The sequence below is a fragment of the Grimontia sedimenti genome (assembly GCF_011045095.1).
Taxonomy (GTDB): Bacteria; Pseudomonadota; Gammaproteobacteria; order Enterobacterales; family Vibrionaceae; genus Enterovibrio; species Enterovibrio sedimenti.
This window is the reverse complement of record NZ_JAALDL010000014.1, coordinates 144348-161568: the sequence shown is the minus strand read 5'-3', so window position 1 is coordinate 161568 and position 17221 is coordinate 144348. Positions and strand designations below refer to the sequence as shown.

The 17221-nt window shown below is 48.2% G+C and carries 13 protein-coding genes and 1 pseudogene; 8 read left to right on the top strand and 6 right to left on the bottom strand.

Going from position 1 to position 17221, the window contains the following annotated elements:
- Positions 1-243: 243 nt before the first annotated feature.
- Positions 244-699 carry a hypothetical protein gene (locus G5S52_RS17745; protein ID WP_165016909.1) on the bottom strand — a complete coding sequence of 152 codons (456 nt, stop codon included), beginning with the start codon at positions 697-699 and terminating at the stop codon, positions 244-246.
- Positions 700-934: 235 nt separating this feature from the next.
- Here G5S52_RS17745 and G5S52_RS17740 point away from each other — a divergent pair, with 235 nt between their 5' ends.
- Positions 935-1900: an integron integrase gene (locus tag G5S52_RS17740; RefSeq protein WP_165016906.1), complete on the top strand. Its 966-nt coding sequence runs from the start codon at positions 935-937 to the stop codon at positions 1898-1900.
- A gap of 178 nt (positions 1901-2078) precedes the next feature.
- On the opposite strand, the gene G5S52_RS17735 is transcribed toward G5S52_RS17740, so the two are convergent.
- On the bottom strand, positions 2079-3593 hold the full coding sequence (locus tag G5S52_RS17735) for a fumarate hydratase (protein ID WP_002541364.1): 1515 nt from the start codon (positions 3591-3593) through the stop codon (positions 2079-2081).
- Between the two features lie 317 nt (positions 3594-3910).
- Here G5S52_RS17735 and pabB point away from each other — a divergent pair, with 317 nt between their 5' ends.
- The 4 genes and pseudogenes from pabB (at position 3911) to G5S52_RS17715 (ending at position 9043) form a co-directional block, all read left to right on the top strand.
- The gene (gene pabB, locus G5S52_RS17730; protein WP_165016903.1) at positions 3911-5263 is read left to right on the top strand and encodes an aminodeoxychorismate synthase component I; all 1353 of its coding nucleotides are present in this window, start codon (positions 3911-3913) and stop codon (positions 5261-5263) included.
- 36 nt (positions 5264-5299) lie between these two features.
- Positions 5300-5992, top strand: a complete 693-nt coding sequence (locus G5S52_RS17725; protein ID WP_165016900.1) for a CoA pyrophosphatase — start codon at positions 5300-5302, stop codon at positions 5990-5992.
- Between the two features lie 201 nt (positions 5993-6193).
- Complete coding sequence (locus tag G5S52_RS17720) at positions 6194-7459, top strand: serine/threonine transporter (protein ID WP_165016897.1); 1266 nt, start codon at positions 6194-6196, stop codon at positions 7457-7459.
- Between the two features lie 223 nt (positions 7460-7682).
- Positions 7683-9043, top strand: a pseudogene (locus G5S52_RS17715) (L-serine ammonia-lyase).
- A 97-nt stretch (positions 9044-9140) separates the two neighbouring features.
- Here the strand turns inward: G5S52_RS17715 and G5S52_RS17710 are convergent.
- From G5S52_RS17710 to G5S52_RS17695, 4 genes are all read right to left on the bottom strand, one after another.
- Positions 9141-9725 (bottom strand): RNA polymerase sigma factor, encoded by a 585-nt coding sequence (locus tag G5S52_RS17710; RefSeq protein ID WP_002541358.1) that lies wholly within the window; start codon positions 9723-9725, stop codon positions 9141-9143.
- 396 nt (positions 9726-10121) lie between these two features.
- Positions 10122-11345 carry an L-lactate MFS transporter gene (locus G5S52_RS17705; protein ID WP_062661115.1) on the bottom strand — a complete coding sequence of 408 codons (1224 nt, stop codon included), beginning with the start codon at positions 11343-11345 and terminating at the stop codon, positions 10122-10124.
- Between the two features lie 418 nt (positions 11346-11763).
- Complete coding sequence (gene nfsA, locus G5S52_RS17700) at positions 11764-12486, bottom strand: oxygen-insensitive NADPH nitroreductase (protein WP_165016894.1); 723 nt, start codon at positions 12484-12486, stop codon at positions 11764-11766.
- A gap of 153 nt (positions 12487-12639) precedes the next feature.
- Positions 12640-13821, bottom strand: a complete 1182-nt coding sequence (locus G5S52_RS17695) for an iron-containing alcohol dehydrogenase (RefSeq protein ID WP_165016891.1) — start codon at positions 13819-13821, stop codon at positions 12640-12642.
- Positions 13822-14165: 344 nt separating this feature from the next.
- Here G5S52_RS17695 and G5S52_RS17690 point away from each other — a divergent pair, with 344 nt between their 5' ends.
- The 3 genes from G5S52_RS17690 to G5S52_RS17680 all read left to right on the top strand — a co-directional run bounded on the left by G5S52_RS17690 (position 14166) and on the right by G5S52_RS17680 (position 17221).
- The gene (locus tag G5S52_RS17690; protein WP_062661112.1) at positions 14166-14429 is read left to right on the top strand and encodes a GrxA family glutaredoxin; all 264 of its coding nucleotides are present in this window, start codon (positions 14166-14168) and stop codon (positions 14427-14429) included.
- A 217-nt stretch (positions 14430-14646) separates the two neighbouring features.
- Positions 14647-16329, top strand: a complete 1683-nt coding sequence (locus G5S52_RS17685; protein ID WP_165016888.1) for an aspartate:alanine antiporter — start codon at positions 14647-14649, stop codon at positions 16327-16329.
- Positions 16330-16546: 217 nt separating this feature from the next.
- Positions 16547-17221: a response regulator gene (locus G5S52_RS17680; RefSeq protein ID WP_165016885.1), complete on the top strand. Its 675-nt coding sequence runs from the start codon at positions 16547-16549 to the stop codon at positions 17219-17221.

Here is a 17221-nt window from a genome sequence, read left to right as displayed (position 1 = left end):
CGAAAAGCTCCCCATCTGAAATATCAATACTTCTCTTCCAGATAAGTCTTGTTTCTTTATAAATCCGACTGAACTTCATATTTTAACTGGAGCCATAACGTCGCAATAACGGGCGCTTACAAAACCACCCAAAACTGCTTTAATCCTTTGTATTCACGAAACTTTGAAAAGCTGCCGCGTTGACAAAGCGTCCCGTTGATAGCCTTGTTAGAACAAGGGCTTGCATGCGAACGTTGAGAAAACCTAATCTTCAATACCCAGAGTGCCTATCTCATAGTCACCTGATTTTTCGATCATATCGTCAACATCATTTTTTAGTTTTATCGATTGTATTCCCCACGTTTCATCTGGACGATAGAATTCCACGTACAAAACTATCGGTTGTCGCTCAAACTTTAGTAGATACCACTTAGCCCAAAACGCACCTTCAATACCTTGTTCATGGATAAGACTATGTGAGTAATACTTTCCTAGAACTTTGAATTCAGACGCGAACTGCGTATCAAACTGTTCTAAGTCTACTTCGCTAAAATACTTAATTATCTTACTGTTAGATAAAGCTAAAGAAGGGATTTTTTCTATTTTACCACTTTTCAACGAATCGAAGATTGGCTTGGTCAGTTCATCTAAATTAGCACGCTCGCTAGAAGATGAGTTGAAACTTATTACAAATATACATATTGCTAATAGAAACTTCATAGAAGTCCTTTTCTAACAACTTATTAGCGGGCATAAAGCCCGTTTAGTCCAAAACCGAGACGCCCGATTAGTACGCTAACGACTGTATCATAACGCGGCTTACATCAATATTATCAATTACATAGAATTATGACTATCTTTGCAAACTGACAAAAACGGGCGTCCTGCATTTAAATTCTGCAATTTCTTACTATAGAGTGAAAACTGTGTATATAAACAGTATGGTTAAACATCTATGAAATCGCCCTTTCTCCAATCTGTCTGCGAGTTTATGTATTCACGTCACTATTCTAAAAGAACGGTTGACACATACATCTACTGGATAAAGATGTTTATTATCTATAACAACAAAAAGCATCCCGCAGATATGGGAGACAAGGAGGTAGAGCTATTTTTAACCTATTTAGCAAATGAGCGAAAACTGGCTGTAAAAAGTCAAGCAACAGCGCTCAACGCCGTTGTTTTTCTCTATCGGCAATATATAAAAAAACCGCTTGGAGAAAGTTTGTCTTTCAATAGATCAAAAGTATCTCCAAAACTTCCCGTCGTACTGACCAAAGATGAGACTATACGCCTCTTCCAACATCTTCCTCCTAACCTTAGCCTTCCGATAAAACTGATGTATGGGAGCGGATTGAGAGTCACTGAAATGTTAAGACTTAGAGTGCAGGACATTGATTTTGACTATTACGCCGTTTTTGTTTGGCAAGGAAAGGGGAATAAAAACCGAAAAGTCACCCTAGCCAAAGAACTTGTTCCCTTGATTAGAAACCAAATTTCGATAGTTGATAAATACTTTGAGAAAGACATTTCTAACCCTAGCTTCAGCGGTGTCTGGCTTCCAAATGCGTTAGCAAAGAAATACCCCGCAGCAAGCAAACAGCTTGGATGGCAATTTCTTTTCCCCTCTAGCAAACTCTCGGTAGACCCTAGCTCATCCTTGATTCGGCGTCATCACATAGATGAAACGACCATTCGAAGAGCAATAAAGCGTGCGGCAAGAGAAGCTCAAATAAGCAAAGCGGTAAGTTGTCACACACTTCGACACTCATTTGCTACACATCTTCTAGAAGCCGGAGCAGACATCAGGACGGTTCAAGAGCAGTTAGGACATTCTGATATTAGAACCACGCAGATATACACACATGTTTTAAATAACGGTGCCAGCGGAGTCATCAGCCCGCTATCTAGGCTTCTTTGATTCCACGCTACCGCCCCTGCGCGTGAAACCCAGTATTCGTATTGATTGAAATACTAATAAACTGGGCACCCCAATAGAAATTGTGGCAATACTTCTACGATCAACCTCAAGCAAAATCAAACAAAAACCGCGGCCTATGCCGCGGTTTTATTGGTTTTCAAGCAGATGCCGTTTGGGCTTAGCCTTCCATTTCGGCGATTTTCACCTTCCAGGTGTCTGGGCCGATTTGGTGGGCGTTGTCACCGCGCGAATCGACGGCAACGGTCACCGGCATATCAACGACATCGAATTCGTAAATCGCTTCCATACCCAAATCTTCGAATGCTACAACGCGCGCTTTCTTGATGGCTTTTGCAACAAGGTAAGCTGCACCGCCAACGGCCATCAGGTATACCGCTTTATGTTCTTTAATGGATTCGACCGTTGCAGGGCCACGCTCTGCTTTACCAATCATGCCGATAAGACCAGTTTCGCTCAGCATCATGTCAGTGAACTTGTCCATACGGGTTGAGGTGGTTGGGCCTGCAGGGCCAACAGCTTCGTCACCCACTGCATCTACAGGGCCTACGTAGTAAATGAAGCGCCCGTTGAAGTCCACGCCGTCTGGCAGGCCTTGACCGCTGTTCAGCATTTCCTGAATACGTTTGTGTGCGGCATCACGGCCGGTCAGGATCTTGCCTGAAAGCAGAACCGTTTCACCGGTCTTCCACTCTTGGATGTCTTCCTTGGTGACTTCATCCAGGTTTGCACGGCGAACGTTTTCGCCGACTTCCCAGGTGACTTCTGGCCACTCTTCCAGTTTTGGTGGCTGAAGGTCCGCTGGGCCTGAACCATCAAGAGTGAAATGAACATGACGGGTCGCTGCACAGTTAGGGATCAAGCACACTGGCTTAGACGCTGCGTGCGTTGGTGCGGTTTTGATTTTCACATCAACAACCGTGGTTAAGCCGCCAAGGCCTTGTGCACCGATACCTAGTTTGTTAACGCGGTTGAAGATATCAAGACGAAGCTCTTCTTCTGCGTTTTCTGGACCACGGTCAATCAGCTCTTGAATGTCGATGTGTTCCATCAGAGATTCTTTTGCCAGCACGGCTGCTTTCTCTGCCGTACCGCCGATACCAATGCCGAGCATGCCCGGTGGACACCAGCCTGCGCCCATGGTTGGCAGGGTTTTCTCAACCCATGCCGCTACATCGTCAGATGGGTTGAGCATTACCATCTTGGTTTTGTTTTCTGAACCGCCGCCTTTCGCCGCGATTTGAATTTCCACTTTGTCGCCCGGCACCATGTTGATGTGAACTACCGCTGGGGTGTTGTCTTTGGTGTTCTTACGGGTACCCGCTGGGTCTGCAACCACAGAGGCACGCAGTGGGTTGTCTGGGTTGTTGTATGCGCGGCGTACGCCTTCATCCACCATTTGTTGGACGGTGAGGTCGCTTTCCCATTGAACATCCATGCCGATATTCACGAAGCAGGTCACAATGCCAGTATCCTGACAGATTGGGCGTTTGCCTTCTGCCGACATGCGGGAGTTGATCAGAATTTGGGCTATGGCGTCTTTAGCCGCTTGGCTTTGCTCTTTTTCGTACGCCTTTTCGAGGGCTTGAACAAAATCGATAGGGTGATAGTAGGAGATGTACTGTAGGGCGTCAGCGACACTGTCGATGACATCTTCCTTACGAATGACAGTCATAGTTGCCTCTTTAATTTTTATGATTCCTTGGCGCTGTTCGCTTACTTATCAATGCAAGCTAAACAGTGCTTCCAGTCGAGCTTTGTATTACGAATAGGTATTACAAAATAGTAGGCCGCTTTCTCTTATTCAGCAGCTTTGCCGGAGAAGCGACCTTCTCGCGTCCTTGATTGGGCGAATGACTTTTCGCCGCTTGATTTTTCACTTTCCAAACTTAGCTTTAAAAGCCACGATTATGATACTCTTACGGCCGATTTAGCGCCAACAGACGCTTCAATGCCGATCACAAAAACACGAAAATGACCGAATCGAGACGAATGCCTATCACTCTGCAGTTTCTTGAGTACTCGCCATCAGCACTCACGTCGCTTTTTTCCCGTATTGAATCCCAACCTTGGGCAATGCTGCTGCAGTCTGCAGCGGAAAAACATCCGGATAACCGCTTTGATATTCTAGTGGCGGACCCCATCGCGACGCTTTGCAGTGAAAACGGCATCAACCGCATTTGGTATCGTGACGGTCGCACCGCATCCAGCGAGACGGATCCGTTCGAAGAGTTGCACGCACTTCAGCTTTCCCTTTTACCCCGCACTGAGCCTATCGCACCTTGGCCATTCCTTGGCGGGGCTCTGGGTTACTTCGCTTATGACCTTGGCCGTCAGGTAGAAACTTTGCCTGAGCTGGCGACCCGCGATATCGACATTCCAGATATGGCTGTGGGTATTTATGACTGGGCAGTGATTGCAGACCATAAAGAGAAAAAGCTGGTGCTGATCCAGCCTGAGGGTGAAAACAGACTGGCATGGCTGGAAGGCCATCAGGAAGCAGAAGCTTCATCATTCTCTTTGAAAGGTGAATGGCAGGCGAACATGACGCCGGAAACCTATGAAGAGAAGTTCGACCGTGTGCAGGCATATCTGAAATCTGGCGATTGTTATCAAATCAACCTTGCTCAACGCTTTGAAGCGCCGTATCAGGGTAGCGAGTGGGAAGCTTACCAAAAGCTGGCGGAAACCAATGGCGCGCCCTTCTCCGGTTTTATTCGTTTGGAAGATTCTGCCATTCTTTCCGTCTCTCCAGAGCGCTTCTTGCAGCTGCACGGCAGAGAGATTGAAACAAAGCCAATTAAAGGCACCCGCCCTCGTCACAACGACGCTGCAGTGGATGCGGCAAACATCCATTGCCTGAAGAACGCACAGAAAGATCGCGCCGAAAACCTGATGATTGTTGACCTTCTTCGCAACGATATTGGCCGAGTTGCCTCGCCAGGTTCGGTAAATGTACCTAAACTTTTTGATATTGAGACATTTCCAGCCGTCCATCATATGGTCAGTACCGTAACGGGAACACTTTCTGATGATAAGTACGGTGAAGATTTGCTCCGTGCCTGTTTCCCCGGTGGATCGATAACCGGCGCGCCTAAAGTGCGCGCGATGGAGATCATCGAGGAACTGGAGCCGCATCGACGCAGCATTTACTGTGGCAGCATTGGCTACTTGAGTCGTTGTGGCACCATGGACACCAGTATTACGATTCGTACGCTGGTCTGTCATCAACAGTACATTTATGCCTGGGCTGGCGGCGGCGTGGTCGCAGACAGTGAGGCGGAATCGGAGTATCAGGAAACACTCGACAAGCTCAGTCGGATTCTTCCTGTGCTGTCTTCATAAGAGGCGGTACAGCGCATTCAGAAGTAGGTAGGACGCATGTTAAAAACACCATGGATGGATAACACCTCGCTACAGCAACCGGCCATTCTGGCGCATCAGACGCGCCAAAGTCCGATGCGTCCCCTCTCCCGCCATTGGTTAGTACAGCGTTTTAGCCTGAGCCCCAGCTACCATTACGACAAACGCGTGATCCAACGTGCGACCGATGCCATGCGTCAGGAAGGAACACCAGATCTTCGTCCCGCTGCTGTGATGATTGCCCTTGCAGAACGTGATGGCGAACTGCATGTCTTGTTGACCAAACGCGCAACGCATTTGAAACACCATCCAGGACAAATTAGCTTCCCCGGCGGTAAAGTCGAAGAATCGGACACGGATATCGTTGAAACGGCAATCCGTGAAATGGAAGAAGAGATTGGCGTCACCACTGACAGAGCGCATATCCTTGGCTGTTTAGCACCACTTCCAACCGTCAGCGGCTACCTTGTTACGCCTGTTATCGCCTTTGTGGATGCCGATTACACGCCCGTGCTGGATGCCAATGAGGTTCACAGCCTTTTTGAGGTGCCACTCGCTCAATTTTTGAGACGCGACGCCATCACCAAGCAACCTTTCCATGTTCGTGGTAACACCTACCACATCTACGCGATGAGCTATGAAAACCACCTGATCTGGGGTGTTACGGCTCAGATACTTCATGCCCTCAGCCAGCAACTTTCCCTCAACTAATTTTTAATGCCTCAACTATTTTTAAGGTCTTTAAACAGCATTTTTAAACCATAAAAAATGTGAATGTGGTGAGATCAAATAAATTCGTCGCACGAAATATTGTTGCCACAAAAATGATCTACGTCACAGTTTAGTATGTAAAAATGTAAACAATACGCATCAGTTCCCGATCTGTTCCGTATTATTTTTGGTGATTAAACGATGCAAACTCAGTCAACCACGACTTCGAGCGCAGACAAAATGAAGTGGTCTGCTCAAGACACCACCTGGATGCTATCTCTGTTTGGTACAGCGGTAGGTGCAGGTATTCTGTTCCTTCCTATTAACGCTGGTTTGAACGGTTTCTGGCCTCTGGTTGCCCTGGCAATCCTGGTTGGTCCTATGACTTATCTGGCTCACCGTGGCCTTGCACGTTTCGTTCTGTCTTCTAAGAAGCCAGGCAGCGACATCACTGAAGTGGTTGAAGAGCACTTCGGCGCGACTGCGGGTAAACTCATCACTCTGCTTTACTTTTTCGCGATTTACCCGATCGTTCTGATTTACGGCGTTGGTATCACCAACACTGTTGACTCTTTCATGGTTAACCAGCTTGGCATGGAATCTCTGCCACGCGCAGTTCTGTCTATCATCCTTATCATGGGTATGATGTCAGTCATGCTGGCGGGTGAGAAACTGATGCTGAAAGTGACTCAGTTCCTGGTTTACCCTCTGGTTGCCATCCTGCTGTTCATGTCTATCTACCTGATCCCTGACTGGAACATGTCTGCACTGCAGCAAATTCCTACAGCGGGTGATTTCATGACAACCCTGTGGATCTCTATTCCAGTTCTGGTTTTCGCGTTTAACCACAGCCCTGCGATCTCTGCGTTCTCTATGGCACAGACCCGCGACTACGGTGACAACGCTGAGCGTAAATCAAACCAAATCCTGTTCCGCACCTCGGGCATGCTGCTTGGTTTCGTCATGCTGTTCGTGTTCTCTTGTGTTCTGAGCCTGACGCCTGCTGATCTGGCAGAAGCGAAAGCACAAAACCTGGCGGTTCTGTCTTACCTGGCAAACAAACACGAAAGCCCATTCATCTCTTACCTGGGTCCAATCGTTGCCTTCGTTGCTATCGTCTCTTCTTTCTTCGGTCACTATATGGGTGCACGTGAAGGTCTGAACGGTATCATCATCAAGCAACTGCGCTCTCGCGGTAAGCAAGTGAACATGAAGAAAATCGATATGTTCACCGTGGCATTCGTTATCATCACCAGCTGGATTGTTGCAACCATCAACCCAAGCATTCTGGGTATGATTGAATCACTGGGTGGCCCAATCATCGCGACCATTCTGTTCATCATGCCGATGTACGCTATCAAGAAAGTACCGTCTATGCAGAAGTACGGCGGTAAGGCGAGCAACATCTTCGTCACGTTCATGGGTCTGGTAGCGATTTCAGCGATTATGTACGGTTTCATCGCCTAATAAATCGTGTAGAATGCACAGCCCCAAAAGAGCAAGGATGCTTAAATTCCTTGCTCTTTTTTGCTTTTTTCACTGAGCCACGGAAAGGTAAATACCTAACATTTATGGTCAACAAAACCTAGGGTATATCGGCTCAGCAATATGTCACCTCCACGGATGGATAAAACGAATTAATCCAAATGCCCGTCCACGTAAACCACGGGCATTGACTGAGGTATGACACATGATCAGCGTTTTTGATATCTACAAAATCGGCGTAGGTCCTTCCAGCTCCCACACTGTTGGCCCGATGAAAGCCGGTAAATCATTCATCGACGATCTGACCCGCATGGAGAAGCTGCAGGACATCACCAAGATCACTGTGGATGTCTATGGTTCTCTGTCTCTGACCGGTAAAGGTCACCACACTGATGTGGCTATCATCATGGGTCTGGCGGGCAACTCTCCAGAGAACGTTGATATCGACAGCATTCCTGGCTTCATCGCGCGTGTTGAAGAAACCGAACGTCTGCCGGTAGGTATCCAACTGCACACTGTCGACTTCCCACGTGAAGGTGGCATGAACTTCCACACCACTAACCTGCCTCTGCACGAGAATGGCATGACCATTACTGCTTGGTCTGGTGAAGAGAAAGCCTATGCCAAGACTTACTACTCTATCGGCGGTGGTTTCATTGTTGATGAAGAGAACTTCGGCAAAGAAGACAAAATAAAGTCGCTGTTCCTTATGAATTCAACAGTGCGGAAGAACTGCTGAACCATTGTAAAGAGACTGGCCTGTCAATCAGTGCGGTTGTGATGGCAAACATGCGTGCGATGCACACTGAAGATGAAATCGAAACCTACTTCGGTAACGTCTGGCGCACCATGCGTGAGTGTCTGGACCGCGGCATGAACAACGAAGGTGTGCTGCCTGGTCCACTGCGTGTTCCACGTCGTGCGGCAGCGCTTCGCCAACAGCTTCTGTCTACCGAGAAGTTCTCGAACGACCCAATGGCAGTGGTTGACTGGGTAAACATGTTCGCGTTTGCGGTTAACGAAGAAAATGCCGCTGGCGGCCGTGTTGTAACCGCACCGACTAATGGCGCGTGTGGCATTATCCCTGCGGTTTTAGCTTACTACGACAAGTTCATCCAAACCGTGAGCCCACGTGAATACACCCGTTACTTTGCGGTATCTGGCGCGATTGGTGGCCTGTACAAACAAAATGCGTCTATCTCTGGTGCTGAAGTAGGTTGTCAGGGTGAAGTTGGTGTTGCCTGTTCAATGGCGGCAGCAGGTCTGGCCGAGCTGATGGGCGGTAGTCCACAGCAGGTGTGTATCGCTGCGGAAATCGGTATGGAGCACAACCTCGGTCTGACGTGTGACCCTGTTGCGGGTCAGGTACAGGTTCCTTGTATTGAGCGTAACGGTATTGCTGCAATGAAAGCCATCAACTCTACCCGTATGGCGCTGCGCCGCTCTTCAGAGCCACGCGTTTCTCTGGACAAGGTTATCGAAACCATGCTGGAAACCGGTAAAGACATGAACGCGAAGTACCGCGAAACCTCTCAAGGTGGTCTGGCAATCAAAGTGATTTGCTAATCCCGTTTTGGTGACTGGGGTCATTTGACCTTAAGGTACAAAAAAGAAAACCGCCCAAGTAGGCGGTTTTCTTTATTCATGATTTGCTATTCGAATTTCAAGCCGTTGCAAGCAGGCCCTCCTCGTTTTTCAGTACATGCTTCTCTGCCGCATCAATCGCGCGGTAAAGACGCATTTTCGTCGCACTCAGGCCAAGGCCGAGGACGTTACTGATTTCTTCGAGCGAGAGGTCATGTTCAAAACGCAGCACAAGGATTTCCTGTGCGGTTTTAGCCAATGATTGCACTGAGTTTGAAATACCCTGTTCTGAGGTCACAGGACACTTCTCTTCAACGCCAACTTCCTCTTGCAACTCGTCTGAAACGAAACGTTGCGAGTGTGTCGCACGCTTCTTCAAATAGCTTCTGCACTGATTGTCTGCAATCGCATATAACCAGCTTCTGAATGCAGCTTCGCCGCGATAGGCGTGGATGTAGCGGAAACTCCGCACCAAGGTTTCTTGCAACACGTCATCCGCGTCATAAGGACAACCTAACCATGCCATGCATCGACGATGTAATGGTGACAGGTAGCTCGCGACCAGTTGGTCGAAGTAGTTGCGGGCTAACGGGTGCCCCGCCTGAATCTTAGCTATCTGTTCACGCTCACTGTTTTTAATACAGGTTGAATCCACTGAATGCATGTTAATACCCTCCTGGTATTCGAGTGGTGAACACAACCTAGCCAATGCAAACTGAACAATCAAACAGTGTTTTCTATTCAAAAATGCCTGAATAAACCAACAAATCTGACCAGTTATTCATCACTGTTATTGAACGGCGTTTTATTATCAATCACTTATTGACACTGATTTAGAACAGCGTTCAATTACCCTAAAAAAGTTGCGACTTTAGAATGTCTCAGAAAGTCTCACCCGTGGAACACATTATCAGACCTGGTCTAAGGTCAGACCTCGGATTTGCATATCAAATGGGGAGATTACTGATGCGAAAAAGAGGAGGAAAATGAGGAATTCTAGAAGGTGTAGATATGAAAAAGCCCGCATAAAGCGGGCTTTAAAAAGCTTTTTTGTTAGCGATTACGCTGCAACTTTCTGAGCGTTTGCTGCTTCTGCTTTCACTGGTTTAGTAATGAAAGATAGAACAACTGCTACAGCCAGCATTGCTGCACAGATGGTGTATGCCATCACGTAGTTGCCGGTCATGTCTACTGCGGTTGCAGCAACAACAGGACCAATGAAACCACTCACACCCCATGCGGTGTAAAGCACACCGTAGTTACCGCCGTAGTTTTTCAGGCCGTAGTAATCAGCAGTGATAGATGGGAATACTGCCAGCAGTGTGCCATAACCTACACCTGCAACAGCCGCACCAACCATCAGAGTGAACTCTGTGTTGTACGTTGCAAACATCATCATGTTGATGCCTTGCATGATGAACGCCAGCATCAGGGTTTTCAGGCCACCAATCTTGTCAGACAGGATACCCGCAGCAACACGACCGCCTGAGTTGAAGATAGACAGAACAACAACAAGGAACGCAACCTGGGTCAGATCAGACTGGTTGATCGCGATAGAAGTGATGTTACCGATCACCATCAAACCCGCAGAAGACGCCAGCGCGTACATCAGCCACAGTGAGTAGAACTGTGGCGTCTTAACCATTTCACGCCAACCCATGTTGTTGTCGCCAGCGCCTGCTTTAGCCACATAGCCAGCAGGTGCTTCTGGTGTGTAGTCCGCAGGTGGGTTGTTGATGGTGCACGCCAGTGGAACAGCGATAGCCAGAATACCGACACCCAGGATCAGGAAGCTTTGCTGAACGCCGTAACCTTCAATCAGCATAGAAGTCAGTGGCGCCAGGTATACCGCCGCCAGACCGAAGCCTGCTGCGATCAGACCGTTAACCATGCCCTTTTTAGAAGGGTGGAACCACTTCATTGCCGCTGGAGACAGACACGCGTAACCGAAACCGATACCACAACCGGTGATCACACCGAAGCTCAGCAGCAGAGTCATAGGAGATGAAGCAAAGCTAGATACGATCATGCCAATACCAACCATGATGGTACCCAGAATCAGAACTTTACGAGGACCCATACGGTCTTGCAGGTTACCCGCCACCAGCAGAGAAAGTGCAAAACAGATGGTTGCAACGGTGTAAGGCATAGATGCATCTGCGTTCGACCAACCCTGCTCTACCAGTGACTGCTTGAATACAGACCACGCATACAGGATGCCGATACACATATTGATAAAGAAACCGGCTGCTAGTACGCCCGTAGCTTTGTTCAGTTTGTTCATGTTACGACTCAATAAATTCACTAATAAAAGGTGTCGCCGGCATAAGCCCCCTACTGCGCCACCCAACCCAACATCCCCGCCTAACCCATTCACTAATTCGATGAATTAATAGTCAAACCTGCGAAGATATAAATTATTTTGGCATTCTTCAAATTTGATGAGAATGACAGAATCGCGCGGAGTCTATCAGGGAATGAGAGCGTGATCACCATCTACTTTTGTTTATCGCGAAAAAAGTTTTTTCTGCGGTGATTTATTGGTCAACAGGTGTAACAAAACGTGTGGGAAGATAGAAAGGTAATCGCCCCGAGTCCCTTTGCAATCAAGGCTCGGAGCGATAGATATGTATACATTGGAAATTCGATATTCTGATGCCTTGCTGACCAAATCAAGGTCACGGACATCCTCTTAGAAAAGACTACTTGGTGCTGAACCCTTTGCTTTCGAGAAAGGCTTTCATAAACGGACGCGCTTCTTTGCTGAGTGTGTCAGAAATCTGCTCGCTCCAGCTCATCTCTTTGTTGCCGCCAGTGCGGGTTCGGTAATATTCCCGCACCTCGCCGTCATAAGATTCCAAAACAGCTTTATCCATCGCTGAATACTCGTCAGTGTGAACGACCAACTCTGATGGCAAGCGTGGTTTCACTTCCGGATCTTGGGCTGGATAGCCAAGACAAAGCCCGAACAATGGAATCACCTGCTCGGGCAATTTTAAGAGGTTGGCAACTTTATCAGGGTTGTTTCTAAGTCCACCGATATACACGCCACCCAAGCCTAAAGATTCTGCCGCTATCAGGGCATTTTGTGCCATCAATGCGCCGTCTACCGCACCAATCAAAGTTTGTTCGGCAAAGCCTACTTGCGCATCCGGCTTGATTTGCAAATGTCGGTTGAAGTCAGCACAGAACACGAAGAACTCTGCAGCGTAAGCAACATAAGCCTGATTGCCAGCGTATTCAGCCAGACGTTGCCTTTTCTCTTTGTCGATAACCCGAACAATGCTGGTGCATTGAATAAAGCTGGAAGTAGACGCAGCACGTGCACTATCAATGATGGCATTGCGCTGCTCATCCGTAATGGGCTGGTCGGTGAACTTTCTTATCGAACGGTGAGAGAGAATGGTTTCAATAGCCGGCGTCATTGTCGCTTCCTGTTTTGTGCCTTCCTGAATATACCCAAACGACTGAAGATGCTCGCTGAATCCTGCATCTTCAGGTCGTTTGGGTATAACACCATTATCAAACTGCCAAGAAAGAATTGCAAAAGGGCACTCGAAAGAGCCCTCTTCACTTGATCATGCGGGGTCTGAGCTTTCCTCAAGATTTGAAGACTGGCAGACCTGTTGAAGAATATGAACAAGTCGGCTTTCGCTCAGTGGCAGAGGGTTACCTTTAATCGAACTTGAGCGCAGAGCCGATACGGCTACCTCTTCAAACATGGTGTCACAAAGCCCTAGTTGGGGAAGCGTTTCAAGATCTAACCTTCGAAGAATCCGCTGCACCCACACAATGCCATCACTTGGCTCAGCATTCATTCGCCCAGTCAGAATACAAGCCAACTGGCGGTAGCGGTTTAGCAAGCTGATGCGCCCGGCTTCACGTGCTGCAAGAATATTCTCTGCCATGACATAAGGGGCAAGTTGTGCCGTGATTGCTCCATGCGGCGCATCCAACACCGCGCCCAGTGCTGCAGCCAAGCCATGCGCTGCGCCTAATTTGGCGTTTGATTGCGCCATACCACCCAGCATGGAAGCGAACGCCATATCCGCGCGTGCTTTCGGGTCGTCATCTTCGCAGGCATGAATAATCGCAGGTGCCAGACGTCGCAAGCCTTCCTCACATATCATATCAGTCAGCGGATTTGGCTCACCGCAGACATAGGCTTCCATTAGGTGTGTAAATGCATCCATACCGCATCTTGCCGAAAGCGATTTTTCAGTGCCGTAGGTTAACGTCGGGTCGATAATCGCGACATCAGGAATCAGGTCGGGGCTTCGAATTGCTGCTTTGACGTTCTCTTGGGCAGAAATCATCACTGCATTGCGGGTCACTTCTGAACCCGTCCCAGCTGTGGTAGGTATTGCAATACAAGGCAGTGGCTTGGCAGTGAGTGGCAATGCACGCCCAACGACTTCCACGTAGTCGTAGACACTACCTTGGTTGGGAATGAGTGCTGACAACGCCTTGCCGACATCCATCACGCTGCCGCCGCCTATCGCTATCACCATATCTGGCTTGAACAAGCGCCCAGCAGCAGCCATTTCCTCCACCATGGCAATAAGCGGTTCATCATGCACTGCCAGACGCTGATAACGAATATTTTGCTGGGAAAGATAAGCGAGTAATGGATCGGCACGTTGGTCATCACGCCCTGTCACAACAAGCGCGCTGTATCCGTAGTTATTGAATATAGAGAAGGAGTTGTTAAGCGCGCCTTCACCAAAAATAATCCGCGTTGCGGTCATAAACTGAAACATGGCACCTCCCTGGATCTGGACAGAAACGAAAAGCAGATCCTCAAACCGAAAAAATCCACCTCTCAATTTACGCACTTGAGTGAATATAAAATTGATACAAAGCAGAGACTCTGTGGTTAAAACTGCTTCGTTTTAAACATGTGCAGCCTTTATCACACCCTTTCAAAAATGCGCGCTCTGTTCATTTTCCGATTGATAGATAATTTCGATTGAATTAAGAGATAAAACCTTCTTTTATCTGCCAAGTGCTTGAGGCATAGTTGTTCTCAATCAGATGATGAAGCCTCGGGGCACCTTCCCTATATGGCACCATCCAATCAATTTGAATAAGAAAGGAAATGAATATGTTCGTGGTTATTTTTGGTCGCCCAGGTTGCCCATTCTGTGTTCGTGCAAAGGATCTTGCTGACAAACTGAAAGAAGAGCGTGACGATTTCAACTACCGTTATGTAGACATCCACGCGGAAGGCATCAGCAAAGCTGACCTTGAAAAAACCGTGGGTAAGCCAGTTGAAACTGTGCCACAAATCTTCGTTGACCAAGAGCACGTAGGCGGTTTCACTGAGTTCGAAGCTTACGCAAAAGAAAATCTGGGTCTGTACCAGTAATTTCCTTAAGATTTCTCTGAAAAAGCCGGCAAGCATGCCGGCTTTTTTATTGTTCAAAAACAGAAAGTTGGTAGACTCTAAAGCATTAATACTTCTCATTAGGAAAGTCAGCAAAATTTAATACTATTTTTCATGTGAGTTTCCATTACATTTCATTGCAAATGCGTATAATGGCGCCCCAGAATTTCCCTTTGACCCGTGCGCGGATTACTGTTCAGTGAACATAGACGTCTACAACCTGCTTGTTAATAACGACATCCTCCTCCTTTTCGTGGTACTGGCTATTGGCCTAACCATCGGCAAAATCAGAATCGGTAGCTTCCAGTTTGGTCACTCCATTGGTGTGCTGGTAACCGCCTTATCTTTCGGACATGCAGGCTTTTCGTTCAGCCCAGAAGCACTGAACATTGGCTTTATGCTGTTCATTTTCTGTGTAGGTATCGAAGCTGGGCCAAACTTTTTTGGCATCTTCTTCCGCGACGGTAAATCTTATCTCGTCCTGGCATTTACAGTGCTGAGTACCTCTGTGGGTATCACTCTGTTGATGAAGTACCAATTCGGCGTAGACGGCAGCATTGCAACCGGCATGATGGCCGGAGCGATGACAGCAACACCAGTATTGGTAGGTGCGAAAGATGCGCTAAACGCAGGCTTAGGTGGTTCTTTTAGCCCAGACCAACTGGCAGGCATGATTGATAACCTGAGCGTCGGTTACGCACTGGCATACCTTGTCGGTCTTATTAGCCTTATCGTGTTGGCGAACTTTATGCCAAAGATGCAAAAGGAGAATCTCGAGCACTCTGCGCAAAAGATTGCGATGGAGCGTGGGCTGGGTAACTCTTCACAGCGCAAAGTTTACCTGCCGATTATCCGGGCATACCGAGTTGGACCTGAGCTGATCAACTGGGTCGATGGCCGTAACCTTCGTGAGTTGGGTATTTACCGTCAAACAGGTTGCTACATCGAACGTATCCGCCGAAACGGCATTTTGGCTAACCCCGATGGTGACGCCATTTTGCAGGAAGGTGATGAAATCGCATTGGTAGGTTACCCGGATAGCCACGCCCGTCTGGACCCTTCTTTCCGAAACGGGAAAGAAGTATTCGACCGTGACCTGCTTGACCTACGTGTGGTTGAAGAAGAAATCGTGGTAAAGAACGACGCCATCATTGGAAAGCGTCTGTCAGATTTGAATCTGTCTGAATACGGCTGTTTCTTAAACCGCGTTGTCCGTGCGCAAATCGAAATGCCAATGGACCACAACATCTTGCTGTCTAAAGGGGATGTACTGCAGGTGAGTGGTGAGAAGCGCCGCGTCATGGGACTGGCTGAGCGAATCGGCTTTATCTCGATTCACAGCCAGGTTTCAGACATGTTGGCGTTCTGTTCGTTCTTCATCTTCGGCCTGATTTTTGGTTTGATCACCATGACTTTTGGTCAGATGACGCTGGGCTTAGGTAACGCGTCCGGTCTGCTGATTGCCGGTATTTTGCTCGGCTTCCTGCGTGCCAACCACCCGACTTTCGGTTACGTGCCTCAAGGGGCAATCAACATGCTGAAAGAGCTGGGCCTGATGACCTTTATGGTCGGCGTGGGTTTGAGCGCAGGTGGCAACTTGATTGAATACTTGCAGCAAATGGGCTTCACCATCATGTTTGGTGCGCTGGCAGTGAGTGTTGTCCCTGTGATTTTGGCGTATCTGGTCGGTGCATACATTCTCAACATGAACCGCGCCTTGCTCTTTGGCGCGATCATTGGTGCGCGTACCTGTGCGCCAGCCATGGACATGATTAACCAACATGCGCGCAGCACCATTCCTGCTCTCGGCTACGCAGGCACCTATGCCATCGCCAACGTTTTACTGACGTTTGCTGGCACCCTTCTCGTTATTCTGACATAGGGGCTGATGATCTTAGGGGCTCGTAGCCCCAATCACCTCTGTCTCGTCGCATATCCGACAAAGCAGTCAGCAACGATTCAGCGAACAGACGTTACACTGTTTGCTGGATCTTCCTGCACGTCAGGAACAAACCCGCGGGTTGTTTGCATCAGCGCAACGTTTTGCGCGTCATCATCGTTAAGCTGGTATTCGGAAAACAAAGTAAAGGTAACGGTTTATGCGCATTCTTATCGTCGAAGACGATCCTCTATTGAGCCATCATCTAAAAACTGAACTGTCTGAACTGGGTAATCAGGTACACTGCGCCAAAACCGCATCTGAAGGCCTTTTCGTTGCCAAAGATTATCCCAACGACATTGCCATTGTTGACCTCGGCCTGCCTGATCGGGACGGCCTGAGCCTTATCCGCGATATTCGCCGCGCCGAAATCCGTATGCCCATTCTTATTCTGACTGGCCGCGCGAACTGGCAAGACAAGGTGTCTGGATTAGATGCCGGTGCGGATGACTATCTGGTAAAACCGTTTCAGAAAGAAGAGTTGGTCGCCCGTCTTAATGCATTAGTTCGTCGCAGCGCCGGGTTTGTGAAGCCAGAAATCAAAGCCGATAAAATCACCATGGATTTACTGGCGAAAAAAGTCACCGTTGATGATGCCCCTGTTGATCTCACCGCCTTTGAGTACGATTTACTGGAATACATGGTGCGCCACAACCGTCAGGTGGTTTCCAAACAACGACTGCTGGATGTGCTTTATCAAGATCAGGAAGGTGACCCGAATACCATTGAAGTCATGATGAGCCGCCTTCGCAAAAAGCTCACTCAGGCAGGGCAAGATAATCCGGTTTCTACTGTACGCGGACAGGGCTACATTTTTGAACTTCAGGTGACCTGA

Bases quoted from the DNA above. Each gene is read 5' to 3' on its own strand.
- G5S52_RS17680 (WP_165016885.1), top strand. From the start codon at position 16,547: ATGCGCATTCTTATCGTCGAAGACGATCCTCTATTGAGCCATCATCTA.
- G5S52_RS17695 (WP_165016891.1), bottom strand. From the start codon at position 13,821: ATGTTTCAGTTTATGACCGCAACGCGGATTATTTTTGGTGAAGGCGCG.
- G5S52_RS17745 (WP_165016909.1), bottom strand. From the start codon at position 699: ATGAAGTTTCTATTAGCAATATGTATATTTGTAATAAGTTTCAACTCA.
- pabB (WP_165016903.1), top strand. From the start codon at position 3,911: ATGCCTATCACTCTGCAGTTTCTTGAGTACTCGCCATCAGCACTCACG.
- nfsA (WP_165016894.1), bottom strand. From the start codon at position 12,486: ATGACGCCGGCTATTGAAACCATTCTCTCTCACCGTTCGATAAGAAAG.
- G5S52_RS17710 (WP_002541358.1), bottom strand. From the start codon at position 9,725: ATGCATTCAGTGGATTCAACCTGTATTAAAAACAGTGAGCGTGAACAG.
- G5S52_RS17705 (WP_062661115.1), bottom strand. From the start codon at position 11,345: ATGAACAAACTGAACAAAGCTACGGGCGTACTAGCAGCCGGTTTCTTT.
- G5S52_RS17720 (WP_165016897.1), top strand. From the start codon at position 6,194: ATGCAAACTCAGTCAACCACGACTTCGAGCGCAGACAAAATGAAGTGG.
- G5S52_RS17690 (WP_062661112.1), top strand. From the start codon at position 14,166: ATGTTCGTGGTTATTTTTGGTCGCCCAGGTTGCCCATTCTGTGTTCGT.
- G5S52_RS17740 (WP_165016906.1), top strand. From the start codon at position 935: ATGAAATCGCCCTTTCTCCAATCTGTCTGCGAGTTTATGTATTCACGT.
- G5S52_RS17725 (WP_165016900.1), top strand. From the start codon at position 5,300: ATGTTAAAAACACCATGGATGGATAACACCTCGCTACAGCAACCGGCC.
- G5S52_RS17735 (WP_002541364.1), bottom strand. From the start codon at position 3,593: ATGACTGTCATTCGTAAGGAAGATGTCATCGACAGTGTCGCTGACGCC.